The organism is Arthrobacter sp. KNU40, from assembly GCF_051515115.1.
Lineage (GTDB): Bacteria > Actinomycetota > Actinomycetes > Actinomycetales > Micrococcaceae > Arthrobacter.
This window is the reverse complement of record NZ_CP195850.1, coordinates 4,219,102-4,242,835: the sequence shown is the minus strand read 5'-3', so window position 1 is coordinate 4,242,835 and position 23,734 is coordinate 4,219,102. Positions and strand designations below refer to the sequence as shown.

The window sequence follows — 23,734 nt, the reverse complement described above, 5'->3', positions numbered from 1 at the left end:
GTTCCTACACTGCCCATCCGGAAGACCTCGCCGTGTCCCACGCTACCTTCCTGCCTCCTGACCTGACTACGTTCTGCCGGCTCGATGAGCTTGGGCTCGAAGCCGCCGGGCAGTGTCTCGCCCCCGGCCGTGCGGTGCTGGAATGCCGTGCCGTTGATCGGGACGACTGGTGCCATTCGTGTGGGGGCCAGGGCATCGCCCGCGGCACGGTCACACGGCCGCTCGCGCACGAACCGCTGGGATGGCGGCCGACGACGCTGCTGGTGCGGGTCCGCCGCTACAAATGCACCGAGTGCGGGCGGGTGTGGCGGCAGGACATCTCCAAAGCCGCGCAGCCGAGGGCGAAGATCTCCCGCCGCGGACTGCGCTGGGCGCTGGAGGGCATCGTGTGCCAGCACCTCACTGTCGCCCGCGTCGCGGAAGGCCTGGGCGTGTCCTGGCATACGGCGAACAGCGCGATCCTTGCCGAGGGCAAGCGGGTGTTGATCGAGGACCCGGCCCGGTTCAACGGGGTGGCCGTGATCGGCGTCGATGAGCATGTCTGGCGGCACACCCGGCGCGGGGACAAATACGTCACCGTGATCATCGACCTCACCCCGGTCCGTGACAGGACCGGGCCGGCACGGTTGCTGGACATGGTCGAGGGCCGCTCGAAACAGGTCTTCAAGGCCTGGCTCGCCGAGCGGCCCAAGGCTTGGCGGGACGGGATCGAGGTCGTCGCGATGGACGGGTTCACCGGGTTCAAGACCGCAGCCGCCGAGGAGCTCCCGGACGCGGTCGAGGTCATGGATCCGTTTCACGTCGTCCGGCTTGCCGGCGATGCCCTGGACAGGTGCCGCCAGCGCGTGCAGCAGCAGACCATTGGTCACCGCGGACGGTCCGGGGATCCGCTCTACGCAGCCCGCCGGACCCTGCACACCGGGCACGATCTGCTCACCGACAAGCAGAAGGACAGGCTGGAGGCCCTGTTCGCCGCGGACAACCATGCCGAAGTCGAAGCGACCTGGGGCATCTACCAGCGCGTCATCGCCGCCTACCGCGACCCTGACGGCACCCGAGGCAAACAGCTCATGCAAGCACTGATCGGCGCGATCAGCGCCGGCGTTCCCGCTGCGCTGACCGAGGTCATTACGCTGGGCCGCACGCTGAAACGCCGTGCAGGGGACGTGCTCGCGTACTTCGACCGGCCCGGCACCAGCAACGGCCCCACGGAAGCACTCAACGGCCGGCTCGAACACCTCCGCGGCTCCGCCCTCGGCTTCAGGAACCTTGCCAACTACATCGCCCGATCACTCCTCGAAACCGGCGGATTCAGACCGCGATTACACCCTCAAATGCGATGAGCCACTTCAGTCTCGTGGGGGACTTCCCGGTCTTTTCGCGCACTGGTAAGTAGGCGTGGCCGCCAACATAGAGAACGCGGCCAAATCCTCACCGCGTCCTAGCGCGTATCCAGATCCTCAAACACCAGGAACGTCTGCGTATCCTGCACACCTGGCATCGACTGCAACTGGTCGAAAATGACCCTGCGCAGGTGAATATTGTCGGTGGCACGTACCAGCAGGATGACGTCGAAATCGCCACCGACCAGCGCAATGTGCTGCACCTCCGGAATCAGCCGAAGCTCTTCACGGAGCTCGCGCCAGGAATGCTGTTGCACCTTGAGCGTGACGTAGGCCGATGACTTCAAGCCGGCCTTGATGGGGTCCACCAGCGCGGTGAACTTGGTGAGCACGCCTTCGCCCGTCAGCCGTGAAATTCTCGAATACGCGTGCGCCCGGCTGATGTGTACGTTCTCCGCCACCTGGGTCACCGACATCCGGCCGTCCCGCGTCAGCTCGGCAATGATGTCCCTATCCACTTGGTCAAGAGGAACCTCCGCCTGAACCGCTTCGACTTCGGCCATTGCATCTCCAATTCGTCCACAGCGTGGGCCCGTTAGCCAGCTCACATTTGCAATCCGTCTTCCAGAATAAAGGCTTCAGGCAAGCTTTTCCACGATTCCGCCCAGAGCTGGATACGAAACTTCTCCAGGGAACATACTGGTGACAAATAGTGGATACAGAAGGACGGACCAATGACGATCTCCGCGGACCATGAGGCCCAGGGTCTGGCTGACGCTCGGCCGGACGACACCGAAGCAAACGACCAAGCTTCCGAAGTGCGGCGCAAGTTCGGAATCAGCGTCGAAGACTACATGCTGCCTGCCCGCCATCAGATCCAGATGGTCGATCCCTCAGGCGTGCTCAAGCCTGAAGCTGAACAGGGTACGGAGCCCGGCCACGAATATCCCATCCCCGGCGATGCCGAACTCATGGCTGCTTACGAACAACTCGTCGTCGGGCGCCGCGTCAATGACCAGAACTCCGCCCTCGTCCGGCAGGGCCGCATGGCCGTTTACCCGTCCAGCCACGGCCAGGAGGCTTGCCAAGTAGCGGCCGCTCTGTGCCTCCGCGAAGGCGACTGGCTGTTCCCCACCTACCGAGACGCCGTTGCGGTCATGTCCCGTGGCGTCGACCCGGTCGAAACCATGACCATCTTCCGCGGCGACTGGCACGGCGGCTACGACCCCACCAAGCACAAGGTCGGTATCCAGTGCACGCCGCTGACCACCCAGCTTCTCCATGGCGTCGGAGTTGCCCATGCGGCCAAACTCCGCGGCGAAGACACCGTGGTGCTGGCAATGTGCGGCGACGGTGCCACCAGCGAAGGGGACTTCCACGAAGCCCTCAACTTCGCGGCCGTCTTCCACCTGCCAGTCATCTTCTTCGTACAGAACAACAAATACGCCATCTCGGTACCCCTGAGCCAACAATCCGTGGCGCCGTCGCTGGCGCACAAGGCCGTCGGTTACGGCATGGCCGGTGAACGCGTTGACGGTAACGACCTGGTCGCCTTGCTTGCGGTGCTGGACCGCGCCGTGAAACTCGCCCGGGAAGGCTCCGGACCGCTCCTCATCGAGGCCCACACCTACCGCATGCAGGCCCACACCAACGCCGACGACGCCACCCGATACCGCGAGGACAGCGAAGTAGCCGAATGGACCGCCAAGGACCCCATCAGCCGCATGACGTCTTATCTCACGGGCCGTGGACTCCTCGACAACGACGGTTCCACACGAATCGCCGCGAAGGCCGAGGCCGTTGCCTCGCAGCTTCGCGAAGGCCTGGGTGAGGACGTACCGGTAGATCCGCAGAATCTCTTCCGCTACGTCTTCTCCACCCCGACTCCGCAACTGAAGGAGCAGTCCGCCCTGCTCGCCGACGAACTCGCCCGTGAGGCATCCAGCCAGAAGGAGGCAGGCAAATGAGCCCCGCCGTCACCACATCCTCCGAAGCCACCGAGCACGCCGCAACCGGTGACGTCAGCTCCGCCACCGCCAGTGCGGCAGCCAGCGCCGCCGCAGTCGCCGAAGCCTCCGGTCCACAGACCATCACCATGGCCAAAGCGCTCAACACCGCGATGGCGGACGCCATGCAGGCCGACTCTTCCGTTCTGGTATTCGGTGAAGACGTTGGCCGACTGGGTGGCGTTTTCCGGATCACCGATGGCCTCATGGCCACGTTCGGAGAGCAACGATGCTTCGACACCCCGCTTGCTGAATCCGGCATCGTGGGCATGGCCGTGGGTATGGCCATGAATGGAATGCGTCCCGTCATCGAGATGCAGTTCGACGCCTTCGCCTACCCGGCCTTCGAACAGATCGTCAGCCACGTCGCCAAGATGCACAACCGGGCCAAGGGTGCAGTGAAGCTTCCGATGGTCATCCGCGTCCCGTATGCCGGCGGGATCGGCGGCGTAGAGCACCACTGCGACTCGTCCGAGTCCTACTACGCCCACACCGCAGGCCTAAAGGTTTTCACCCCGGCGACCGTAGCGGACGGCTACCGCATGCTCCGCGAGGCCATCGATTCCGACGATCCCGTCATGTTCATGGAACCAAAGAAGCTCTACTGGTCCAAAGATCAGGTCGACCTGGGCGCCCTGCGGGCCGAACACGTCACGAACGCTTCGACAGGATCCAGCAGCGAGGGGCGCGCCGCCGTCGCGCGCCCCGGCACTGACGCAACGCTCATCGCGTACGGCCCCTCGGTCCCGACGGCGCTCGCCGCCGCGGCTGCGGCCGCTGAAGAAGGCCGCTCCCTCGAAGTAATCGATGTCCGCTCGATCGTGCCCTTTGACGACGAAACTGTCTGCGCATCGGTGCGCAAGACCGGGCGGGCGGTCGTCATTGCCGAGGCTCACGGATTCGCCTCCGTATCCTCCGAAATCGTGGCCCGGGTGCAGGAACGCTGCTTCCACTACCTGGCCGCGCCCATCCGCCGGGTGACCGGTTTTGATGTTCCGTACCCTGCTCCAAAGCTGGAGCACTACTACTTGCCGAGCGTCGACCGCATCCTCGACGCCGTTGACGACCTTCAATGGGAGAACTGACCATGAGCGCAGAAATGCAGGTGTTCCTGCTTCCGGACCTGGGAGAGGGCCTCACCGAGGCCGAACTCGTCAACTGGCTTGTTGCCGTGGGTGACGAGATCCGCGTGGACCAGCCGATCGCAGAGGTTGAGACCGCCAAGTCCATGGTGGAGGTGCCCTCGCCGTACGCAGGCATTGTCGCAGTGCTGCACGGCGAAGCCGGCCAGACACTCGACGTCGGGAAGCCGCTGATCTCAGTGGCTCCAGTTGGTGCTTCGTTTGCTGCTGAGCCCGAGCCTTTGGAAGAAGGGGCCTCCGAGGCACCCGCGGCCGCCGCTGCCGAGACCTACCGGACCGAAGAGAAAGCCGGATCCGGGAACGTGCTCATTGGCTACGGCACATCCGGGGGTGGCGAGGCTCGCCGCACCCGGCCGCGGAAGGATTCGGCTGGTTCTGCTGTTGCTGTTACCCCGGCCCCCGACTTCTCCGAACTCTCGTTGTCCCGCACGCGGATTCCAGGGAAGCTCTCCGCCGTGATTTCCCCCTTGGTGCGGAAGATGGCGCGGGACCATGGGGTCTCGCTGGATGCAGTGCCTGGTTCGGGGGAGAGCGGGCTCATCCTGCGTCGCGACATTGAGGCCGCCATCGGAGGTGCCATGCGCGAGACCGCGCCCGTTGAGATGCCCGCCGATGTCCAGTCTTCCACCGGGGCCCAGGATGCCCGCACTGGCTTGACGGTGGTTTCGCGAACGACGGTCCGCGGGATACGAAAGGCTGTTGCGGCCAACATGACCCGCAGCCGTTCCGAGATCCCGGAAGCAACTGTCTGGGTGGACGTTGACGCCACCGCGCTCCTTGAGATGCGTGGAGAACTCAAGAAACGCGATCCGCACGGCGCTCCGGGACTGCTCGCGTTCATCGCTCGTTTTGTCACAGCTGGGCTAAAAAAATTCCCCGAGTTGAACACCCGGATCGTCACAGTTGAGGATGTGGCCGGGGGTGAGATGCAGGAGATCATCGCATTCGGCGGCATCAACCTTGGCTTCGCCGCACAGACGGACCGCGGACTCGTGGTTCCCTCAATCCGCAACGCCCACCTGCTGAGTGCCCGCGAACTCGATGCCGAAATCCGCCGGCTGACCGCCGTGGCGCGTGACGGTAAGGCAACACCGACTGAGTTGGCCAGCGGCACCTTTACGCTGAACAACTACGGCGTGTTCGGCGTGGACGGCTCCGCCGCGATCATCAACTACCCCGAGGTCGCAATGCTCGGCGTGGGCCGCATCATCGACAAGCCCTGGGTGGTGGACGGCCAGTTGGCCGTCCGCAAGGTTACCGAGCTGACGCTGGCTTTCGATCACCGGGTTTGCGATGGCGAAACGGCTGCGGGTTTCCTGCGTTACGTTGCTGACGCAATCGAGAATCCGGGGGCGGTGTTGGCGGATTTGTGAGTGCGAGCTAAACCCGCCTTTCAGCAGTCCGGGTGGATCGCAACCTTGACGAAAGCGGCGGTTTGGTAGAGGTACTGGTACGCCCAAGAGGAGGTGGGGCTGCTCAAGGAGACCAGCGGCAAGCTCCGGTGGTGGGCGATCATGTGCAATTCTCCTCCGTAGCAACGGCTGAGGATCACCCGGGCGCGGGTCATATGGAACTGAACTGTGAGGACGTTCGCGCTTTTCCATCCGTAGTGGTCCGACAGGTTTTTCAGTGCGCGTGCTTCGCCTTGTGTGGTGAATGGATCGGGGTTAAAGCAGATAATCTGGTAAGGGCGCTGGGCGGTACATATGCTCGCTTCGAATTTTCCGTCTTTGCCTATTGGGCTTGATACCGCAAGCGTCGGCGAATACCCCTGCTGCATCAGCTGTTCTGCGTACCCGATCCGTTGATCCGGCGGCCCGAGCACGAAGAGCACATCCGCGTGTTGCGGCTCGTCAGCGGGCGGTGCCACGTACAGAAAGATGCCAGCAATGGCCCAGACCATCACTAAGACGCCGATTGCAGCAAAAGACTTGAGGAGCAGTCGCCTCTTCCGCCTGCGTAACGCGGTCCTTGCCTCGGGCTTGCAGATTAAGGTCATACCGTCCTCTAAATAATGCGGGATATGGGCGGCGCCATTGCACTGGCCCAAGACTACCTTCTGGGCCGAGGAGACAGATTAGTGTGTCGTGGATGCACCCCGCTCTTAAGCTTCAGGTGTCTCGGTCAGTGGTCCAGTGCCGCCGCACCTCCGTTGGTGGGCCTGCTTGGCCGTTGCCCGACCTTCGGATGGGTCACGTCGGACTGGTGGCTGCCGTCCTCGCGCCGGTACTTGTCGCTTGCCGCCAGATCACCGACTGGTCCCGTCGCAGTGACACTACGAAACCGACATAGCCGAATAGATCACACCGGCACTGCGGCACTCACTAGTCATGGCTACCGCTCCCTACTCTCACTAATGAGGGGGTCAGTACGAGTGTTTAGCGTGGGAGCGGAAAGGAATTCAAGTGGCACGCACTCGTGTGTTGCGACTGGCGAATTCGTAAACTCAAGGCACCCTGCGCAGAAAAAAACAACTCTTTTATTCATCCCACAGATGGACCTGTCCAGAAGTGAGGGATTGAGAGACTCATCCGTGCTGCGCATTGAGTAAACGGGTCTCACGAGCACCATCTCAGCGGCTGCGTATCACGTCCCGGGTCAGTCGACCCATGCCAAGAACGATGAGCTACCGGGACCTGAGATGTTGTACTCGCAGGAATACCAGCATGGCCGGATAGGCGGAAGCAGCGCCCTATCCCCGAGTGTCACGAAGTCAAGAACCCTCACCAGATACAAGGCATCAATTGTCATGTGGATGCTGGTGGCAGCGGTGATCTTTGCCGCCTTCGTTACGCAGGACTTCACACCAAACGTGTCGCGAGCTGGAATTGGCGCCATGATCGCCCCAAGCGCGGGCTCCACGGCCGCGTTATCGACTCCGGCGAGCCCGATGTCGACCCAGAGCCCTCTTCCGGCCGCGATGCCTACACCCGTCCCAGCCGCTGCCCCTCACCCCGCAGCGGAAGCATCGGCGGCTACGCAAGCACCGTCCGCGGTGGCCGCCCCACCAGCCCCAGCAGCATCTGGGCCGGCGCCGGTGGCAGTTCCACCAGCTCCGGCACCTAACACGAACATCTACACAGTCGTTAGCGGCGACACTGTTGGCTCCATAGCCGCCAGGTTCGGCGTCGACGTCAACGGGATGCTGGCGGCCAATGGGCTCAGCGCCTATTCCGTCATCGTGCCCGGCCAGGTGCTAAAGCTGACAGGGCCGCCGGTTGCCCCGGCCGCTGCACCTGCCCCCGCTCCGGCGCCAGCACCAGCAGCCGCCCCAGCTCCCGCTCCGGCGGTGCGGACCATCTATGTTGCGGGCTCAGGCGGCCAGGCGGCCGTGGACAGTTGCATCGGCCCGATCCATTTCACCCCCACGGACGCCTACTCGCTGTTCATCACCGAACATGATTTCTGCGGCGGGTGGGCGCGTTTCTCTGGCGTCGGCGTCGGCGAGACGGTGAGCATCTCCGGCTACGGCACGTACACGGTGACCGCACGCGGCCAGGTGCCCCAGGGCGGGACCACCAACAACGTCGCAGCGGTGTTCGGCGGCTTCCCGCGCGCGATACTTCAGACCTGCATCCCGGGTACCACCCAGATGCTGGTCATCGCGCTCAATTAGGGACGGACCTATCCGCCAATTCTTCACGGTGCGTTGTTTCGCAAGGCGCCGGCCATCTGATCCCTCAACCTCCCTCGCCTGAACCTGATGAGACCGAAGTTCTTTTCCGGTATTGCCATGGCGAAATACCAGAAAATGCCCATGGGAAGAAGGATAAGGCTGCGTAAGCAGTGTATATAAGGGCGTCAGCAGGAGCCATTTGTTTCGATGCTTCCAGTGAATAGAATAGACCATCACGAAATAAAGAATAGCTCCCACGAGCAGTCACCAACTTGGGTGAATGACGGTCGCCCAGCGCAGAAAGAAGAAAGCGAACAGCACTATCACTGCATAGATCCAGAAGTATGGATGTCAAATGCTGAAGCGAATATTTACAATGTACAGCCGAAATTCAAGGGAAAGCTCGATTCGCTGGACGTCGTCAACGAGCCGTTCGACGTCGACCAAGGGACCAGCTTCCAGCAGAACATCTGGTACCGCGTCTTCGGGCCCGGCTACCCGGCGGTCGTCTCAAAGGCCGTTCACGACGCCGATCCGGACGTCAAGCAGTTCATCAACGAAAACGGTGCCGACGTGCCGGGGCCCCGCCAGGACGCCCTGCTCAAGCTCGCGCTCGACACCAACGCCCTGGGTGGCCACATCTACGGCGTTGGACTCCAGGCCCACGTCTACGACCTCAAGACCGACGCCATTCCGCAGGGGGAACTGTCCAAGACTCTCGCCACGTTCGAGGCGGCCGGTCTCCATGTTCGCATCTCGGAGAACGACGTCACCGACGGCCAGGGGACAGGCGCCCAAGCGGAGCAGTACGCCACGGTGCTGGCGACCTGTCTGCGCTCGCCTGCCTGCGTCTCCTACACGACGTGGGGTGTGGACAACCGCTACGACTGGTTCATCGACAATGACGGCAAGCTGCAGCAGGGCCACGACCTTCTCTTCAACAACGGGCAGCCGACGCCCGCCTACGACGCAATGAGGCGTGCTCTGGGCGGCTGACCACCTAGTTCAGCCGTCCTTCTCATTGTTGTTGAGGAGGTCCGGGATCTGGTTTTGGAGGATGTGGGCCGCGATGCCGAGAGCTATCAGTGATGCGCCGAGTGGGGCAAGCCCGAAGCGTACGACTGAAACGATGAAGCCTGTGAACCACAGGCCGATACCCGCGCCGGCCCCTCCTTGGAGGGAGAAAAGCAGCGAAAGTAGGTTTGTGGCCAACGTTTCGAAGATAACTCCGCCCGCGCAGACAATCACGCCAATAATGAGTAGTCGGTTTCTTACCTGGGCAAAAGTATGTGCTCTTAGCAATTTAAGCTCCTATTCAGATTTAGCCCCGACGGGCTTGAGGGAGCGCCCCACCCAGGGGTGAGACGCCCCCTCCGCGCCATAATTGCGCGTCGTTGATCGAGGGACTAAGAAGGCGGCTCCCGGTAGGCGTGCGCCATCGGATCTGTGCGATCGAGCTCGGCTGCGCGCGCACGTGCAGCCTTCTTCCTCCGGTGAAGAACTACTTCATTGATCACGTAGGAAACCAGGACCACCGATGGCAAGAGGATTCGAAGCCACAGATCCCAATTGGTCATAAAAAGGGGCGCCAGAGAAGCCGTAAAGATCGGCGGGTGCGCGCAACTGTACCATTTCACGATTGCCTTCTCTCAGAGGCCACAGTCTCGGGCCGGCATATCCCGGAGCGGAGCGGACGGTCTAGAAAGATTGATGCCGTAGCACTTTGTGGCAACCAGGCTGGCATTTCTGAACGCGCCACTGATGGTAGCGATGACAGATGCAACTCCGGTAACGCCGCTCAACCCGCAAATCTGGCTCACGACGGTTGCTATCCATCCGCTCAGCTTGTTGAACTTACATCCTGTCCATACTCCGCCCACGAACACCGCGGCCGTGAGGCCGGCCAGTACCTGCAACTCGGCGCCGGTGATAGCGAGGACTGGCCACGGTACCCACTGAACGCTCGGATCGGCCGTTAGGGGAAATGCGTTCGAGGAATTGAAGTCGATGCGCTGAACCAAGGCGCCATCCTCAAACCTGAATGTCGTCGGCACCGGCTTCCCCGCGGCATCGAATGCCCATGGGGCGACAATGGCGCTTGTAACTCTTCCCTCGATGTCTCGAATGAGGACGGAACCGTCAGCTTCCACCTTCGCCGTGGATCCAGCCGAGAGAGCCAGCGGGAATCGGTAATCGCGAGGTGACTTATCCGATTCGACGGTGATCAGCGTCTGCGAGCCGTGCGGAGTGCTGTAGGTGGTCGTTGTCGCGCCGGACAGTGCGGTGGTCAAAAGCGGTGCCCCTTCGCCAATAAAGTGCCCGATCGGGACGCCCTTAAGCTGGGCAGGTCTCGTCTCTGACTTTTTGCCGGGAACGGTAATCCGTACCGCACCCGAGGGGGATTGCGTTTGGACTGCCGCGGTTCCGGGTGCGTTCCCGTCCATCACATTCACGCCGTCGTGCTTCTTGGCGATTTCATGCGGCGGACTGGCACTTGGCCCGGGCGACAACCCCTGATCCCAGGCGACAGGCTGGACTCCGCGACCGGTGTCAGCTCGTATCCGCTGATGTTCCTGTTCCTGGGGTGCCGGGTTCCTTTGAGCAGTACCTGCCTGTGCCGGTGCGGCAATAAGGATGGTCGCAATCAAAGAAAGGCATGCGGTAGCTGAGGCAATAATATTTAGACGCGGCAAGGAAAGCTCCTATTCATATAGGTGCCCCCTGAGACCCACAGCTTGCACGAAATCATACGGCCTTTTTGCCTTTGTTGGAAGGGAATTTCGAGCAAAACTCGTTTTACTTGAGTTCCTAATTTGGCATTTCAAAGGAAGGATTAGCGTAGTTGGCTGTGGTTAGGGTTTCCCGTTCTACGACTCGTTGGTCTCTCGCATTTCCCCGGAGGGACACGGGCTGCGAAGCCTTCCCGGGGCCCGCGCTGGGGACTAGGATGCCGGAATGAAAGTTACCTTGCTCCGTGGGGAGGCCGAGGGCGGCCCTGATTGCCCGCATCAATTCGTTGGTCGCTGCGATGATTGCCGCGACGCCGAACAAAATTCGAGCGGTGAATCCGGTGGGCACGGGCCAGTAGGCCCCAGCGAATAGCCGGCGTGGGGCCTCCGAGCGTTGTCCTTCGTCGATGTTGCCTCGAAATGAATAGGGGGAATCCATGCGGATTACCGTGATTGGACGGGGTCACGTCGGCGGCGCCTTGGCGCGACGCTGGACGGCTGCAGGCCACGACGTGACTGCGCTTGGCCGGGACGGCGGCGATGCCACAGCCGCTGACGTCGTGGTGGTTGCCATTCCGGGAGACTCGATCGCCGTCGGGCTCGCCAATATTGCCGGACTTGACGGGCTCATCGCATTTGAGGGTGTAATCGCGGTCTGAATCCGCCGGTTTCGAGGAGTGATCGGGCGATGTAGTTGGCAAGGTTCCTGAAGCCGAGGGCGGAGCCGCGGAGGTGTTCGAGCCGGCCGTTGAGTGCTTCCGTGGGGCCGTTGCTGGTGCCGGGCCGGTCGAAGTACGCGAGCACGTCCCCTGCACGGCGTTTCAGCGTGCGGCCCAGCGTAATGACCTCGGTCAGCGCAGCGGGAACGCCGGCGCTGATCGCGCCGATCAGTGCTTGCATGAGCTGTTTGCCTCGGGTGCCGTCAGGGTCGCGGTAGGCGGCGATGACGCGCTGGTAGATGCCCCAGGTCGCTTCGACTTCGGCATGGTTGTCCGCGGCGAACAGGGCCTCCAGCCTGTCCTTCTGCTTGTCGGTGAGCAGATCGTGCCCGGTGTGCAGGGTCCGGCGGGCTGCGTAGAGCGGATCCCCGGACCGTCCGCGGTGACCAATGGTCTGCTGCTGCACGCGCTGGCGGCACCTGTCCAGGGCATCGCCGGCAAGCCGGACGACGTGAAACGGATCCATGACCTCGACCGCGTCCGGGAGCTCCTCGGCGGCTGCGGTCTTGAACCCGGTGAACCCGTCCATCGCGACGACCTCGATCCCGTCCCGCCAAGCCTTGGGCCGCTCGGCGAGCCAGGCCTTGAAGACCTGTTTCGAGCGGCCCTCGACCATGTCCAGCAACCGTGCCGGCCCGGTCCTGTCACGGACCGGGGTGAGGTCGATGATCACGGTGACGTATTTGTCCCCGCGCCGGGTGTGCCGCCAGACATGCTCATCGACGCCGATCACGGCCACCCCGTTGAACCGGGCCGGGTCCTCGATCAACACCCGCTTGCCCTCGGCAAGGATCGCGCTGTTCGCCGTATGCCAGGACACGCCCAGGCCTTCCGCGACGCGGGCGACAGTGAGGTGCTGGCACACGATGCCCTCCAGCGCCCAGCGCAGTCCGCGGCGGGAGATCTTCGCCCTCGGCTGCGCGGCTTTGGAGATGTCCTGCCGCCACACCCGCCCGCACTCGGTGCATTTGTAGCGGCGGACCCGCACCAGCAGCGTCGTCGGCCGCCATCCCAGCGGTTCGTGCGCGAGCGGCCGTGTGACCGTGCCGCGGGCGATGCCCTGGCCCCCACACGAATGGCACCAGTCGTCCGGATCAACGGCACGGCATTCCAGCACCGCACGGCCGGGGGCGAGACACTGCCCGGCGGCTTCGAGCCCAAGCTCATCGAGCCGGCAGAACGTAGTCAGGTCAGGAGGCAGGAAGGTAGCGTGGGACACGGCGAGGTCTTCCGGATGGGCAGTGTAGGAACTTCCATCATCGGAAGACCTCGACCTCTATCCGGCCACCGACGCGCCCACCCCCGCTACACCCTCGAATGCGATGAGCCACTTGACGGCCAGGTGACAATCGACGCAAGCAATACCTTCGGCGATCGGCCGCCGGGCTACGACTCGATCGCCCAACAGGTCAAAGCGATCATCGGCGGGCCCACCGCAAAGGCGTTCAATACCAACTTCGCTTCGATCTATGACGCCGTCGACGCGGAGCCAATGCCGCCGGGGACCCTTTTCGCGTCCGACGCCGATGCCCGCGAGGCCACCGAGAGCCTCATTCGGGACGCAGGATTCGAGCCGATACACCTGGGCGACCTGGCAAAGGCTCCGCTCCTGGAAAGTCTCATCACTTTGACCTCAACGCTCGACAGGGGAGAACTCGGTCCGTTCTTCTACCGCTTCAACCGCCCCGGCGAGCTGGCGGCGCAGTTAGGCCTTAACCCACGCTGAGCGGTGCGGCGATCACGATTGACCTCCACGGACATCGTCCGGCTTCACGTAGGGTCCGTGCTTGCGTGCCCATGCGAAACAGCCGATGAAAAGGGCCGCTGCAAGGACCGGAATGAGGTACCAGCCGAGTTCGCTCCCCCGGAGCAAAAGTGCAACGTTGAAGGTGATGATGGCGCTGAACACAGGGACCGGTGCCGCCATCGCACTAGACCTGACCGCTTCGCGTTGCCAATGACCGTACAGTGCCGCGGTCGCAAGAAACCCCGCCATGAGGAAACCGCCCAGAACGAGAACGAGCGGAACAGGAGCGAACCCGACCACAATTACCGTCGCGCCGAGCAACGCACTCAAAGTCAACCAGTATCTAGATCGCGCGGTCATTAGTCTCTTGTCCGCCATTTCAACAGCTCATATTGAAGTCGATAATCGCGCCGCCAACTAAAAACGCCGCTGATCGGCGCCGGTCCTTAGCTTCAGAATATGTGCCGGCATCTGCCACTGACTATCCGATGGACGAGAAATGAGTGGCTGAATCCGAAAATTGAGTATTCGAACGGCAAATCTTGTGAGTCTCTACCGGCACACTCAGTAGTCCTCCCCGTTCAATCGCATTGAACGAGGGGAAATATCGAACACTGAACGCCCTACTGCAGTTTGAACAAATTGTGCGTCGCCGGACCCTCCAGCAGCTTTCCCGCGGCCGTGTAGCGGGAGCCGTGCAGCGGGCAGTCCCAGGACTTCTCGGCGTCGTTCCAGTGCAGGATCCCACCCAGGTGTGCGCATTCCGCTGACACCCTGCACACCACGCCATCCACCGTGCAGATGGCCGCGGGTTTCCCGTGGAAAAGCCCCGTGACGCCCGTGCCCTCGGCGGGGTGGGTTTCCTCCGTGATGGCCGGCTTCTCCTTCAGGGCTGCCTTGTCCCGGAAGTTCTGCTGCTGTGTCTCTATGTTCAACGAAATCGTCGACGCTGCCCCGCGAGGACCCGTAACGCGGCGGTGGATGGTGCGGGCCCACTCCAGCTTTTCGCCACGGATATCGGCGGTGATATCAAGCGCCGCCGCAACACCGTTTGTCATGCCCCACTTGTTGTAGCCCGTGCCGAAGAAGATCTTCCCGTGCCCCCGGGGGAACCTGCCGAAGAACGGCATGAGATTGCCGGCCTGGTAGTCCTGGGCGGCCCACGTGTGGGTGACCTCGGCACCCGGATAGTGCTGTTCGGCCCAGCCGAGCAGCTCATTCACGTGAACCTGCGTCGACGGCGCCCGGCCACCTGCATGCCCGAACCCGCCCACCAAAAGCAACGACCCGCCGTCGGGCATTGGGTAGTCCCTCAGCGAGCGGGTGGGCGGCTCCGCCGAAAGGTACATTCCCGGCGGCGGGCTCATGCCTTCCGGCAGCCGCAGCGCGGCGGCGTAGGAGCGATTCGGCCGCAGCTTCGCAAAGTAGAGCCCGCGGTTCAGGATCGGTGTCCCGGTGGCGAGCACCACGTAACGGGCGCGGACCTCGCCCTTCCTGGTGACCACCGTCAGGGGATCGCCGTTGCTGACGTTCATGACGCGGATACCTTCCACGATGCTGCCGCCGGCAGCCCGAACATCGGCAGCGAGCGCATCCAAGACGTCCATCGGGTTGAACTGCGCCTGCTTCGCAAGCCGCAAGGCGTCGTCGACGTCGAACGGCAGCCCCGTCTCCCGGGTGGACTTGACGTTGAGTCCCGCAGCCCGGGCCACAAAGGCTTCCGCGCGGAGCCGATCCGCGCCGGCCGGGGTGGTGGCGAAGGTGTAGGCATCCCGATACTGGAAAGGCACACCCCGCTCCTCGAGATAGGTGAGCAACCACTTCTGGCCCGCCCTGTTCGCATCAACGTAGGCACGGACCACGTCCACGGGATACTGGTTACGCAGCGCGGACAATGCGGTGCCCTGCAACAGGCTCAACTTGGCCGTGGTGTTGCCGGTGTTGACCGCCCCGATATGCCGGGCCTCGAGGACCAGCACGCTGCTCCCGGTCCGTGCCAGCATGAGCGCCGTCGCCATGCCCGTGATTCCCGCGCCGACCACGACGACGTCGTAACTGTTCCCAGGCGTGAATTCATCGGGGCTCGCGGCTGCGGAAGCCTCGCGCGCGTCTAGCCACAAAGAAGTCATAGCGGTCCCACGTCCCTTCAGCCGGGTGCGGTCCACACCGGAAGTAGCGCGGCGGCGGCCCGGTAGTGTCAGAGAAGCAGAAGGCCATCAGAGAAGCAATAGGGGAGCGCACTGGCACCTTACCCAACGCGGGGTCAGTTACGGCCTATGTTGCTGCCCGACATGGGCCGTAAGTGACCCTGCGTTGGCGCAAAAAGGGCCCGACAGACCGGTCTGTCTTGTAGGGGCGCGAGTAATATTGCTTTCACCATGAGTACGCCAGATGCCTCGGAAGCGCCCGGTTCGTCTTCATTGCCAGCCGGACAAACGACCACCCGTGATGACGCGGTGGATCGGATCTTGGACGCTGGCTACGAACTGTTCTCGCGGCGCGGGATCGGTGCTGTGGGGGTCGATCAGCTCATGGAACGTTCGGGAGTGGCCAAGGCCACCTTTTACCGCCATTTTCCGTCCAAGGACGATCTGGTTCTTGCCTTCCTCGCGCTTCGTGACCAATTCTCGACCGTCGACTTGATCATCTCCGATGCCAAGAGCCGGGGAAACACCGCCGACGAGCAGTTGCTTGCCATGTTCGACGTATTCGGCGACTGGTTTGAGCGCGAGGATTTTGAGGCGTGCTCGTTCATCAACGTCCTGCTTGAAATGGGGCGTGAACATCCGCTAGGGAAAGCGAGCATCGGCTACCTCGCCAGGATCAGGGGACACATCCAGGAGTTGGCTGAAGAAGCCGGGCTGGAGCGCACCGACGAGTTCGCACGCTCCTGGCACATCCTGATGAAGGGCTCCATCATCTCGGCCACGGAGGGAGACGCCCTCGCGTCGAAGCGCGCCCGGCAGATGGCCGCTTGGCTGATAGAACAACATCGAGGCCCGGACCGCCCCGTCACTGCCTGAGGCGCCCGTTCGTCAGCTCCGCGTGGTCCGGCCGCGACTGCCCGGGGAGGCAAGATGCCGTGCACGCCCGCCCCACTTAGCCCATTCGCTGGGCTGGACCGACGGCCGCCCAAGGTGATAGCCCTGTCCGAGGGTTACGCCCAGGCCAGCAAGAGTGGCGAGTTCGTCCGTGGTTTCGATGCGTTGCGCAGTCAAGGCCGCCCCGGTCTCCCGCGCGAACGCCACCTCCGCCTCGACGAGTTCCTGCCGGAGGGAATCCAGCTCGAGGCCTGCAGTCAGATTCCGCTCCAGCTTGATCATCTCCGGCTTCAGCCGAAGAATATGGCTGGCCCCGACGAAGAACGAACCGGTGTTTTCAATGGACAAGCGCACGCCGGCACTGCGCAGCGGGGCCAGCGCCGCATCGAGCGAAGCAGCCTGTTCCTGAGGGAACCTCCCGGAGACTTCAAGGATGACCCGGGCTGGTGCCACCGGACTCTGATCGAAAAGCCCGGGAAGGCGCGGATCCAAGCAGACTTCGTCGGAAAGCTTCAACGCCACGAAAAGGTGGGGCGGCAGCTTCAGCGCGGCCTCGAGCCCGCACTCCAACGCCGCGAATTCAAGATCAGTACGGAGCCCCGAATCCCCGGCTTCCGCGAACCAGTAATCGGCAGGGTCCCCGCTATCGCTGACGAAGCGGGTCAAAGCCTCGGCGCCGACGACAGTGGACGTGGTCAGGTCGAAAACGGGCTGGAAGGCGGTCATCAGCATCCGGTCCCTGAGAACGGCCTCGAGCCGTGGACTGCCAGGGTGCTGGCTGTTTGGGTGCTGGGATTCCGGCTCGCCATGCGGGGCCGGGGCGGGCCGGTCCGGATCGTCCTGCGGGGCCGGCTGTCCCGACCTGAGCGCAGACAAGTGTTCCAGCAAGGCCTCTTCCGGATGCCCGGGGTGGGCGGCAATGTGCTGGCGAAGTTGTTCCCGCACCGCATCCGTTGCCTGCGAAGAGTCCCCCAGGACTTCATCGATGATTTCCAGGACCTGGAGGCGCAGCTCACGCAACTGCTCGATGGGCTGCTCCACAGTCTCCTGACTGGCCTGCATCCCGGCGTCGGTCAATGCAAGTAAAGACCGTTTCCGCGTCGACATGAAATCATTCCTTTGCGTTTAGTTCCGGCTGAGTCCGGGACCTGCAAGCTAAGGGAATACTACAGCCGAACAAACCGGTCGGCCCGGATTGAAATGAAATCTTCATTGGGATGTAACCCGCGGGTGCGCGCCGGATGAAATTACACCCGTTCTTTTTCTGTTTCGGAATCCTTCGCGCCGGACAGAAGTGCGTAATATCCCGGAACCCACTGCGGAAGACCGCTGGAGTTCATCGGGACCACTTCGATGTTAACCGGGCCGTCAGCAATCAACTGCCATTCTGCAGCCGAAAATACGTCGTGCCGTTCCCTGGAGCCGAAATGCCCGGGCCGGGGAAGGTTCTCCAAAGCGCGCCGCAGCTGCAGGGGCATGCTTTGCCGGGTGGCGCCGAGCTCGGTCAGGTAACCGAGGCTATTTCCGCGGAAGTTCGTTTCGGCCAGTAGCACCCGGCCCCTGTCCCCGATGACGGCTCGGAGGTTGGCAGCCATGGCAGCCTGCTTGCCGGGTTTCAAGACGTGGAAGACTCCGCGGACAAAGACATTGGCGGGCCCCAACCGCTCCAACAGGAGCTCCCCAGCACCTGCCCCCGAAGCGTCCAGAACCATGAAGTCGGCATTTTGGACGCCTTCTGCTTCCCTGCTCGCCATCTCTATCGCTCCCTCGGAGACGTCGATTCCGAGAACCCGTGGAAAGAGGCCTGCAAGCCAGCGGGTGTGGGTTCCGTTGCCGCACCCTACGTCAACTACCGGAAGATTAGGATCAAAGTGGGCTGCAATCGCGTCGGTGTACTGCGCGCGCTCGGCCGCGGAGTCCGAGTCCCAAAGCACGTCTCCGGAAGGGCCCGTAGTGCGGATTCCGCGCCAGTATCCTTCCCACGCGGTGTCCGGATTTCTCGGTGCCCGGGAAGCGAGGCGTACGACTGTGGGGACAAGCAACATCTGGTCCCAAAGCTTCGACATGCGCTAACTCTACAGACGCCGTGCGGGCCGGCGGAGCTGATCCGGGATTTCCGCGGCTGGTACCGGATATCCGTAGAAGTAGCCTTGCCCGTAGAGGCAACCCATGGCCTCCAGCTGGGCCGCCTGCTCTGCGGTTTCGATGCCTTCCACGGTCGCGTTGAGCCCCGCAGCGAAAATCAGCTGCAGAATGGCCGCGACGAATTTTTGTTGCCGAGGGTCCGACTCCATGTCCTTAATGAGGGACTGATCGACCTTCACAGTGTCTGCCGGAAGCGACCTGAGGTAGCTGATGGACGAATAGCCGGTACCGAAGTCGTCAATCTGCAGCCCTACACCGAGCTCCCGGAGGCCGCTAAGGACCTGTTCCTGTCCGGTTTCACGCGACATCAATACAGTCTCGGTGATCTCCAGGATCAGACGCCGAGGATCCAGGCAATACCTGGCCAGCGTGTCCCGGATATCGTCAAGCAAGTCGGTTCGAAGCAGTTCGGCGGCAGAGAGATTGATGTGCAGACAATAGTCCGGCAGGTCCGGGTGGGTCTGGCTCCAGCGCCTCATTTGGGCGAGACCTTCATGCAGCACCCAACGTCCCAGCTCAAAGATCAAGCCGGTTTCTTCTGCGATGCCAATGAAGCTGCCCGGCATGATGGTGCCGCGGACAGGGTGATGCCATCGGAGGAGGGCTTCGACGCCGATGACGCGGCTGGAAGCCAATTCGACCACCGGCTGATACACCAGCGCCAGCTCTCCTCCGGCAACAGCGGTACGCAGTTCGGCGGTTATGCGCGACCGTTCCTGAACGGCGTCGAGCATCTCCGGCTGGAAGAGCTGGACATTGTTGCGGCCCCGCGCCTTTGCCTGGTACATGGCAATGTCGGCATCGCGCATCAGCGTTTCAGCCCGGTACCCCGGCGTGCCGATGCAAACGCCGATGCTGGCCATCGCCCAAACCGTCTCCATGCCGATAGACATGCTGTCCTGCAGATACTCCGATGCGCGGTGCGCAATTCGAAGGATCTCCTCTTCGGTAGCGGCGGCAACGAGGATGGCAAACTCATCCCCGCCTAGGCGGGCCACCGTATCCTGTTCCCTGACGGCGGACCGGAGACGTTTGGCAACTTCCACTAGCACGGCGTCACCGGCGCTGTGGCCCAGGATGTCATTGATGGCCTTGAATGAGTCCAGGTCCAGCAGCAACACGGCCGGGGCTTTTCCGCCGTCGGGGCTGGACAGGATCGCTCCCTGGATCCGCTCGGTAAGCAACGTCCTGTTTGCAAGGCCGGTTAGGGCATCTGTCTTGGCCATCTGTTCAAGCTCAACCTGTGTACGCCGCAACATGGCCGTGCGGGCGGCCACCCGCTGTTCCAAATCCGCATGAATGTGGCCCAGTTCTTCTGCGAGGAGGTTGACTCCCGTGATGACGGCATCAATGTCATCCCGATGTTTCGAAGGTTCAATGCGTGCGTCCAGATCGCCGGCAGCCAATCGGACAACCCCGTCAACCAACAGCTGCAGGCGCGGGTCCTCGACGCTCTCCCTCGAGGTCATGTAGTCCCAGTGGGCTGCAGCAGGACGCACCTCCGGGGCTTACGCACCCGCATTAAGCCAGTCCAGCGCATCGCGGCGCGATGTGAAAAAACGGGTCGGGCAAGGCGGGACGTGCACGCCGAGGAAGAAGTTCGCCAGGACGCGGTCTACAGGCGACGTACCTAACAAAGCGATGCGTGAAGCGCCGCACGGAATGGACCACACACCACGGGCCTCCCGGCTAACGGAAGCGACCGTGGCCATGTCCACAAGCATCGGATGCTGCTCCTGCTGGCAGAGCTCGTCGACTTTCGCCATGGCCGCCCGCGCATCCTCAACCTCAATGGCGACCCCGGGCCGCCAGCGCAGATGGAGAAGACCGTCGACGCCTAAATCGACAGTGGCCTTTTCACCGTCCGCAGTTTCCGGTATCACGATCACGTCCTCCCCAGTCAGGCCGCCGAATAGCAGCAACTAGTTAACAAGTAGCATCGCCAACCCCGATAGCGTAGCTTCCCGCGCATTGCTCCTCAAGCCTTCTTCCTGCGCATTGAGCAATTTCGAACGGCCCGGGTCTCAACTGGGGCTTTTGTCCCGATCCTCCCGGCTCCACGTGGGTAGAATCGAGGCCTGAACACTGCCGGAACGCATCAGACGGAGAAACAATGTCAGCATGGCTCGAAGTCGGCCCTAACAACTACGTGTTGGAGACCGAAGGGTGCCTGCTCAATACGGGCCTCGTAGTAGGCACGGAACGAGCCATGGTGATCGACACCGGTTGCGGCCCCCGCCAAGGCCGGCAGATCCTCGCCGCAGTCCGCGAAAAGACCCAAGTGCCTCTCGTCGTCGTAAATACCCACGCCCACTACGACCACTACTTCGGCAACGCCGTTTTTGCCGACGACGGCGTCACCGAGTTTTGGGGGCACGTTAACTGTGCGGCGACAATCGACGACGACGGCGACCACCAGCGCCGCTTCGTCTCCGCCACCGAACCGGAGATGGCCGCGGGCAAGGGTGACGCCGTCGAACTCGTCATTCCCAACGCGATCGTCAAGGATCAGCCCGTCCTGGTCGACCTCGGCGGCCTCACCGCCACCCTGTTCTACCTGGGCCGCGGCCACACCGACGGCGATCTCCTGGTAGGCACGCCCAGCACCCTTTTCGCCGGTGACCTCGTGGAACAAGGCGCACATCCGTCGTTCGAGGACTCGTACCCGGAAGATTGGGCAGACGTGCTGCGGCACATCTCGGCCCTGCGCCACCGCTACGAGTTCCTCATCCCCGGCCACGGCAAGCCCTGCAGCGACCAGTTCGTGAAGACCATGGCCAACACCATGTCCACAGCGGTAAGGCAAGCGAGGCAGTCGATCCGGGACACGCCGTCGGACGCTACCAAGGCGATCCCGGTGCTTCCCTACGGACCCGAGCAATCACGCTGGTTCATCAAGCGGCTCCAGGAGACGCAAGCACACCACTAAGGGGTGTGCTTGAAGGCGTGGCGGGCCTCCATTGCTGCGTAGTAAATGATGACCACCCCCGCCAGGGGATCGGCCCACCACCACCCGAAAAGGGCATTCAGAACCAGGCCTGCCAGGACCGCGCCGGCCAGGTAGGCGTCCACGAGGGTCACTTTTCCTTCTGCCCGGAGCACCGGATTGCCCAAGGCGCTTCCGGTGCGGATCTTGCCCCACGCGAGGGCGAGCATGACCACGAAGGTCAGGGCCGTCCAGGCGATGCCCGCACCTGAGGTGGCAGGGCGGACTCCGGTGGCAAACACGATGGCCACCTGGATGAGCAGGTAGGAGCCGAGGACGGCGAAGGCTATCCCTATCAGGCGCATTGCGGGGGCTTCGCGTTCCTTGTTGGCACCTTTGAGCTGCCACACCACCACGATCGAAGCGAAGATCTCGATCAGGGAATCCAGGCCGAAACCGGCCAGGGCCGGGGAACCGGCTTGAATGGCGGCGGCTGCCAGAACGCCGAGGCCCACCACGTTCCAGCCCAGGGTTGCGTATTCCAGCCGCAGCCCGCGACGCAACAACCTCCCGGAGTCTGTGGTTGGGGCAGGGGGGGGTCATCAATGGGTTCCGGTTTCGTGGATGGCATGGCCGGCGGGTTCGAGCTGGAAGGTGGAGTGTTCGACGTCGAAATGCCCGGTAAGGCAGTTCTGCAGCTGGTCAAGGATGAGCGGGGCATGTCCGTCGTGGAAGCAGCTCTCGTCCAGGACGACGTGCGCGGACAGGGCGGGAAGGTCCGAGGTGACTGTCCAGACGTGCAGGTCATGGACGTCGTGCACGTGCCCGGTTTCGAGGAGGTGTTCCCTGACCTGGTCCAGGTCGACACCTTCCGGTGCGCCTTCCAGGAGGATCCTCCCGGAGTCCCGCAGCAGGCCCCACGCGGCGTGCAGCATCAGGGCCACGACGACGAGCGAAGCTATCGCGTCCGCACGGGTGAAACCGGTGGTCAGGACGACGAGCCCGGCGACCGCCGTCGCAATGAATCCGTAGAGGTCGGTCAGGATGTGCTGGAAGGATCCTTCCACGTTCAGGCTGGACCGGTTTGCTTTGGCCAGCACCCACACGGCCACGAGGTTCACGATGATCCCGAGGATCGCGACCACCAGGACAGGGCCGCCCTCGACAGGTGGCGGATCAAGGAGGCGGTGGATGGCCTCCACGGCCACGAGGGCGCTGATGACCAGCAAGGTGATTCCGTTGGCGGCCGCTGAGAGGATTTCCGCGCGCTTGAATCCGAATGTCCAGATTCCCTGCGCTGGACGGGCCGCGAGGTTGATCGCCCACAGCGACGCGGCGATCGCACCGGCGTCGGTCAGCATGTGCCCGGCGTCGGAGAGCAGCGCCAGCGAGCCGGAAACGACGGCGACAATCACCTCGAGGATCATGAACCCGACAATCAGGGCCAACGCGATAACCAGATAGCGCCGGTCTGCATTCGCTGCTATCGCGTGGCTGTGGCCGTGGGCGTGGTGCTTGGCGGGGTTGCCTGGCGCGGTGCCGGGCGCGTCGTGGTTGTGGGTGCTCATTGGCCTTTGGCCTCCTTGGCCGTGCGCTCGGGGTGGACAGCGACGGTATGTCCCGTGTGGGTCAGACCCAGGTCCAGCAGCATCCGCACGTGCGCATCATCCAGGCGGTAGTACGCCATCCGGCCGCGCCTCGAAACGGAAACCACCCGGTGGGCGCGCAGCAGCCGCAACGCATGGCTGACCGCGCTCTCGCTCATCGCCGTCGTCGCGGCAAGGTCGCAGACGCACAGTTCCCCGCCTTCCAGCAGCGACGTCAACAGCCGCAAGCGCCCAGGATCGCCGAGCAGCGAGAACACGTCCGCCAGCTCGACAATGTCATGATCCGAGGGCAGGGCTGCACGGACGAGTTCGACCCTGTCGGGGTCGACGAGTTTCACGCCGCATTCATCGACAGCTTCACTGGCAACCACGGGACCTCCAACATCTGAACAAGTATTCAGATGTCAGTATAGGGGACACGGTTCTTAGCCAGGGGTTGCCAGCTGGGAACTTCGTAACAGTTATCTTTCTTGTTGCCCGAGCGAAACAATCGCGGCGTACGCTCCCCGTATGGGGAACAAGATGATTGGGCTGTCGGCTCGTGAATCGAAGCGGGAAATTCGAAAGCAGCGCCTTCAGGTGCTTGCATACGTGGGGTTGGCGATCCTCGCTGTGGCGACCGTCGCCGTCGTCGTAATAGCGCTCCGACGCTAAGGGTTTGGGCTGCGGTAGCGGCCTTAGCGCGAACAGGCAGTAAATGCCCTCTGGAAACG

Annotated in this window: 24 protein-coding genes; 10 read left to right on the top strand and 14 right to left on the bottom strand. The window is 62.9% G+C overall.

Going from position 1 to position 23,734, the window contains the following annotated elements; translation table 11 throughout:
- Window positions 1-32 precede the first annotated feature (32 nt).
- Complete coding sequence (locus ACSKT0_RS19705) at window positions 33-1,343, top strand: ISL3 family transposase (RefSeq protein WP_437771223.1); 1,311 nt, start codon at window positions 33-35, stop codon at window positions 1,341-1,343.
- Between the two features lie 98 nt (window positions 1,344-1,441).
- On the opposite strand, the gene ACSKT0_RS19700 is transcribed toward ACSKT0_RS19705, so the two are convergent.
- Complete coding sequence (locus ACSKT0_RS19700; RefSeq protein ID WP_437771222.1) at window positions 1,442-1,906, bottom strand: Lrp/AsnC family transcriptional regulator; 465 nt, start codon at window positions 1,904-1,906, stop codon at window positions 1,442-1,444.
- Window positions 1,907-2,077: 171 nt separating this feature from the next.
- Between ACSKT0_RS19700 and ACSKT0_RS19695 the strand changes: the two genes are divergently transcribed.
- From ACSKT0_RS19695 to ACSKT0_RS19685, 3 genes are read left to right on the top strand one after another with little or no spacing between them, the layout of a single operon-like run.
- Entirely contained in the window at window positions 2,078-3,310 is a 1,233-nt protein-coding gene (locus tag ACSKT0_RS19695; protein WP_437771221.1) for a thiamine pyrophosphate-dependent dehydrogenase E1 component subunit alpha, read from the top strand.
- Window positions 3,307-4,434 (top strand): alpha-ketoacid dehydrogenase subunit beta, encoded by a 1,128-nt coding sequence (locus tag ACSKT0_RS19690; protein ID WP_437771220.1) that lies wholly within the window; start codon window positions 3,307-3,309, stop codon window positions 4,432-4,434. Before ACSKT0_RS19695 ends, ACSKT0_RS19690 begins: the two co-directional genes overlap by 4 nt.
- 2 nt (window positions 4,435-4,436) lie before the next feature.
- Window positions 4,437-5,864, top strand: a complete 1,428-nt coding sequence (locus ACSKT0_RS19685; protein ID WP_437771219.1) for a dihydrolipoamide acetyltransferase family protein — start codon at window positions 4,437-4,439, stop codon at window positions 5,862-5,864.
- 20 nt (window positions 5,865-5,884) lie between these two features.
- On the opposite strand, the gene ACSKT0_RS19680 is transcribed toward ACSKT0_RS19685, so the two are convergent.
- Window positions 5,885-6,541 (bottom strand): YdcF family protein, encoded by a 657-nt coding sequence (locus tag ACSKT0_RS19680; RefSeq protein WP_437771218.1) that lies wholly within the window; start codon window positions 6,539-6,541, stop codon window positions 5,885-5,887.
- 705 nt (window positions 6,542-7,246) lie between these two features.
- On the opposite strand from ACSKT0_RS19680, the gene ACSKT0_RS19675 reads away from it, so the two are divergent.
- Together ACSKT0_RS19675 and ACSKT0_RS19670 are read left to right on the top strand one after the other, a co-directional pair.
- Window positions 7,247-8,107: a LysM peptidoglycan-binding domain-containing protein gene (locus tag ACSKT0_RS19675; RefSeq protein ID WP_437774084.1), complete on the top strand. Its 861-nt coding sequence runs from the start codon at window positions 7,247-7,249 to the stop codon at window positions 8,105-8,107.
- Between the two features lie 207 nt (window positions 8,108-8,314).
- A complete protein-coding gene (locus ACSKT0_RS19670; RefSeq protein ID WP_437771217.1) occupies window positions 8,315-9,103 on the top strand; it encodes an endo-1,4-beta-xylanase in 789 nt (262 codons plus the stop codon).
- A gap of 9 nt (window positions 9,104-9,112) precedes the next feature.
- Here the strand turns inward: ACSKT0_RS19670 and ACSKT0_RS19665 are convergent, their stop codons facing one another.
- Window positions 9,113-9,319 carry a hypothetical protein gene (locus ACSKT0_RS19665; protein WP_437771216.1) on the bottom strand — a complete coding sequence of 69 codons (207 nt, stop codon included), beginning with the start codon at window positions 9,317-9,319 and terminating at the stop codon, window positions 9,113-9,115.
- A 437-nt stretch (window positions 9,320-9,756) separates the two neighbouring features.
- A complete protein-coding gene (locus ACSKT0_RS19660; RefSeq protein ID WP_390278310.1) occupies window positions 9,757-10,398 on the bottom strand; it encodes a hypothetical protein in 642 nt (213 codons plus the stop codon).
- An 875-nt stretch (window positions 10,399-11,273) separates the two neighbouring features.
- On the opposite strand from ACSKT0_RS19660, the gene ACSKT0_RS19655 reads away from it, so the two are divergent.
- Window positions 11,274-11,495 carry an NAD(P)-binding domain-containing protein gene (locus ACSKT0_RS19655; RefSeq protein ID WP_437771215.1) on the top strand — a complete coding sequence of 74 codons (222 nt, stop codon included), beginning with the start codon at window positions 11,274-11,276 and terminating at the stop codon, window positions 11,493-11,495.
- Here the strand turns inward: ACSKT0_RS19655 and ACSKT0_RS19650 are convergent.
- Window positions 11,464-12,774, bottom strand: a complete 1,311-nt coding sequence (locus ACSKT0_RS19650; protein WP_437771214.1) for an ISL3 family transposase — start codon at window positions 12,772-12,774, stop codon at window positions 11,464-11,466. The genes ACSKT0_RS19655 and ACSKT0_RS19650 overlap by 32 nt on opposite strands.
- Before the next feature lie 123 nt (window positions 12,775-12,897).
- Between ACSKT0_RS19650 and ACSKT0_RS19645 the strand changes: the two genes are divergently transcribed.
- Complete coding sequence (locus ACSKT0_RS19645) at window positions 12,898-13,281, top strand: hypothetical protein (protein WP_437771213.1); 384 nt, start codon at window positions 12,898-12,900, stop codon at window positions 13,279-13,281.
- Window positions 13,282-13,293: 12 nt separating this feature from the next.
- Here ACSKT0_RS19645 and ACSKT0_RS19640 read toward each other — a convergent pair whose 3' ends face one another.
- Both ACSKT0_RS19640 and ACSKT0_RS19635 read right to left on the bottom strand, forming a co-directional pair.
- The gene (locus ACSKT0_RS19640; RefSeq protein ID WP_437771212.1) at window positions 13,294-13,662 is read right to left on the bottom strand and encodes a hypothetical protein; all 369 of its coding nucleotides are present in this window, start codon (window positions 13,660-13,662) and stop codon (window positions 13,294-13,296) included.
- 263 nt (window positions 13,663-13,925) lie between these two features.
- Window positions 13,926-15,431, bottom strand: coding sequence for an FAD-dependent oxidoreductase (locus ACSKT0_RS19635; RefSeq protein WP_437771211.1), 1,506 nt, complete (start codon window positions 15,429-15,431; stop codon window positions 13,926-13,928).
- A gap of 249 nt (window positions 15,432-15,680) precedes the next feature.
- Here ACSKT0_RS19635 and ACSKT0_RS19630 point away from each other — a divergent pair, with 249 nt between their 5' ends.
- On the top strand, window positions 15,681-16,325 hold the full coding sequence (locus ACSKT0_RS19630; protein WP_437771210.1) for a TetR/AcrR family transcriptional regulator: 645 nt from the start codon (window positions 15,681-15,683) through the stop codon (window positions 16,323-16,325).
- Window positions 16,326-16,337: 12 nt separating this feature from the next.
- Here the strand turns inward: ACSKT0_RS19630 and ACSKT0_RS19625 are convergent, their stop codons facing one another.
- The 4 genes from ACSKT0_RS19625 to ACSKT0_RS19610 all read right to left on the bottom strand — a co-directional run bounded on the left by ACSKT0_RS19625 (window position 16,338) and on the right by ACSKT0_RS19610 (window position 20,371).
- A complete protein-coding gene (locus ACSKT0_RS19625) occupies window positions 16,338-17,450 on the bottom strand; it encodes an EAL domain-containing protein (protein WP_437771209.1) in 1,113 nt (370 codons plus the stop codon).
- Between the two features lie 140 nt (window positions 17,451-17,590).
- Window positions 17,591-18,409: a class I SAM-dependent methyltransferase gene (locus ACSKT0_RS19620; protein ID WP_437771208.1), complete on the bottom strand. Its 819-nt coding sequence runs from the start codon at window positions 18,407-18,409 to the stop codon at window positions 17,591-17,593.
- Between the two features lie 9 nt (window positions 18,410-18,418).
- Window positions 18,419-19,987, bottom strand: a complete 1,569-nt coding sequence (locus tag ACSKT0_RS19615; RefSeq protein ID WP_437771207.1) for a putative bifunctional diguanylate cyclase/phosphodiesterase — start codon at window positions 19,985-19,987, stop codon at window positions 18,419-18,421.
- Window positions 19,988-19,996: 9 nt separating this feature from the next.
- On the bottom strand, window positions 19,997-20,371 hold the full coding sequence (locus tag ACSKT0_RS19610; protein WP_437771206.1) for a DUF7793 family protein: 375 nt from the start codon (window positions 20,369-20,371) through the stop codon (window positions 19,997-19,999).
- Window positions 20,372-20,601: 230 nt separating this feature from the next.
- On the opposite strand from ACSKT0_RS19610, the gene ACSKT0_RS19605 reads away from it, so the two are divergent.
- Window positions 20,602-21,417, top strand: coding sequence for an MBL fold metallo-hydrolase (locus ACSKT0_RS19605; RefSeq protein ID WP_437771205.1), 816 nt, complete (start codon window positions 20,602-20,604; stop codon window positions 21,415-21,417).
- On the opposite strand, the gene ACSKT0_RS19600 is transcribed toward ACSKT0_RS19605, so the two are convergent.
- The 3 genes from ACSKT0_RS19600 to ACSKT0_RS19590 are packed head-to-tail and all read right to left on the bottom strand — an operon-like array spanning window position 21,414 to window position 23,392.
- On the bottom strand, window positions 21,414-21,980 hold the full coding sequence (locus tag ACSKT0_RS19600; protein ID WP_437771204.1) for a cation transporter: 567 nt from the start codon (window positions 21,978-21,980) through the stop codon (window positions 21,414-21,416). The genes ACSKT0_RS19605 and ACSKT0_RS19600 overlap by 4 nt on opposite strands.
- A gap of 36 nt (window positions 21,981-22,016) precedes the next feature.
- Complete coding sequence (locus ACSKT0_RS19595) at window positions 22,017-22,982, bottom strand: cation diffusion facilitator family transporter (RefSeq protein ID WP_437771203.1); 966 nt, start codon at window positions 22,980-22,982, stop codon at window positions 22,017-22,019.
- Complete coding sequence (locus ACSKT0_RS19590; protein ID WP_437771202.1) at window positions 22,979-23,392, bottom strand: ArsR/SmtB family transcription factor; 414 nt, start codon at window positions 23,390-23,392, stop codon at window positions 22,979-22,981. The genes ACSKT0_RS19595 and ACSKT0_RS19590 overlap by 4 nt, the downstream gene beginning before the upstream one ends.
- Window positions 23,393-23,734 lie beyond the last annotated feature (342 nt).

Coding starts and splice junctions, on each gene's coding strand:
- ACSKT0_RS19595 (WP_437771203.1), bottom strand. CDS start 22,982: ATGAGCACCCACAACCACGACGCGCCCGGCACCGCGCCAGGCAACCCC.
- ACSKT0_RS19635 (WP_437771211.1), bottom strand. CDS start 15,431: ATGACTTCTTTGTGGCTAGACGCGCGCGAGGCTTCCGCAGCCGCGAGC.
- ACSKT0_RS19670 (WP_437771217.1), top strand. CDS start 8,315: ATGCTTCCAGTGAATAGAATAGACCATCACGAAATAAAGAATAGCTCC.
- ACSKT0_RS19655 (WP_437771215.1), top strand. CDS start 11,274: ATGCGGATTACCGTGATTGGACGGGGTCACGTCGGCGGCGCCTTGGCG.
- ACSKT0_RS19605 (WP_437771205.1), top strand. CDS start 20,602: ATGTCAGCATGGCTCGAAGTCGGCCCTAACAACTACGTGTTGGAGACC.
- ACSKT0_RS19695 (WP_437771221.1), top strand. CDS start 2,078: ATGACGATCTCCGCGGACCATGAGGCCCAGGGTCTGGCTGACGCTCGG.
- ACSKT0_RS19690 (WP_437771220.1), top strand. CDS start 3,307: ATGAGCCCCGCCGTCACCACATCCTCCGAAGCCACCGAGCACGCCGCA.
- ACSKT0_RS19620 (WP_437771208.1), bottom strand. CDS start 18,409: ATGTCGAAGCTTTGGGACCAGATGTTGCTTGTCCCCACAGTCGTACGC.
- ACSKT0_RS19630 (WP_437771210.1), top strand. CDS start 15,681: ATGAGTACGCCAGATGCCTCGGAAGCGCCCGGTTCGTCTTCATTGCCA.
- ACSKT0_RS19685 (WP_437771219.1), top strand. CDS start 4,437: ATGAGCGCAGAAATGCAGGTGTTCCTGCTTCCGGACCTGGGAGAGGGC.
- ACSKT0_RS19625 (WP_437771209.1), bottom strand. CDS start 17,450: ATGTCGACGCGGAAACGGTCTTTACTTGCATTGACCGACGCCGGGATG.
- ACSKT0_RS19640 (WP_437771212.1), bottom strand. CDS start 13,662: ATGACCGCGCGATCTAGATACTGGTTGACTTTGAGTGCGTTGCTCGGC.
- ACSKT0_RS19700 (WP_437771222.1), bottom strand. CDS start 1,906: ATGGCCGAAGTCGAAGCGGTTCAGGCGGAGGTTCCTCTTGACCAAGTG.
- ACSKT0_RS19675 (WP_437774084.1), top strand. CDS start 7,247: ATGCTGGTGGCAGCGGTGATCTTTGCCGCCTTCGTTACGCAGGACTTC.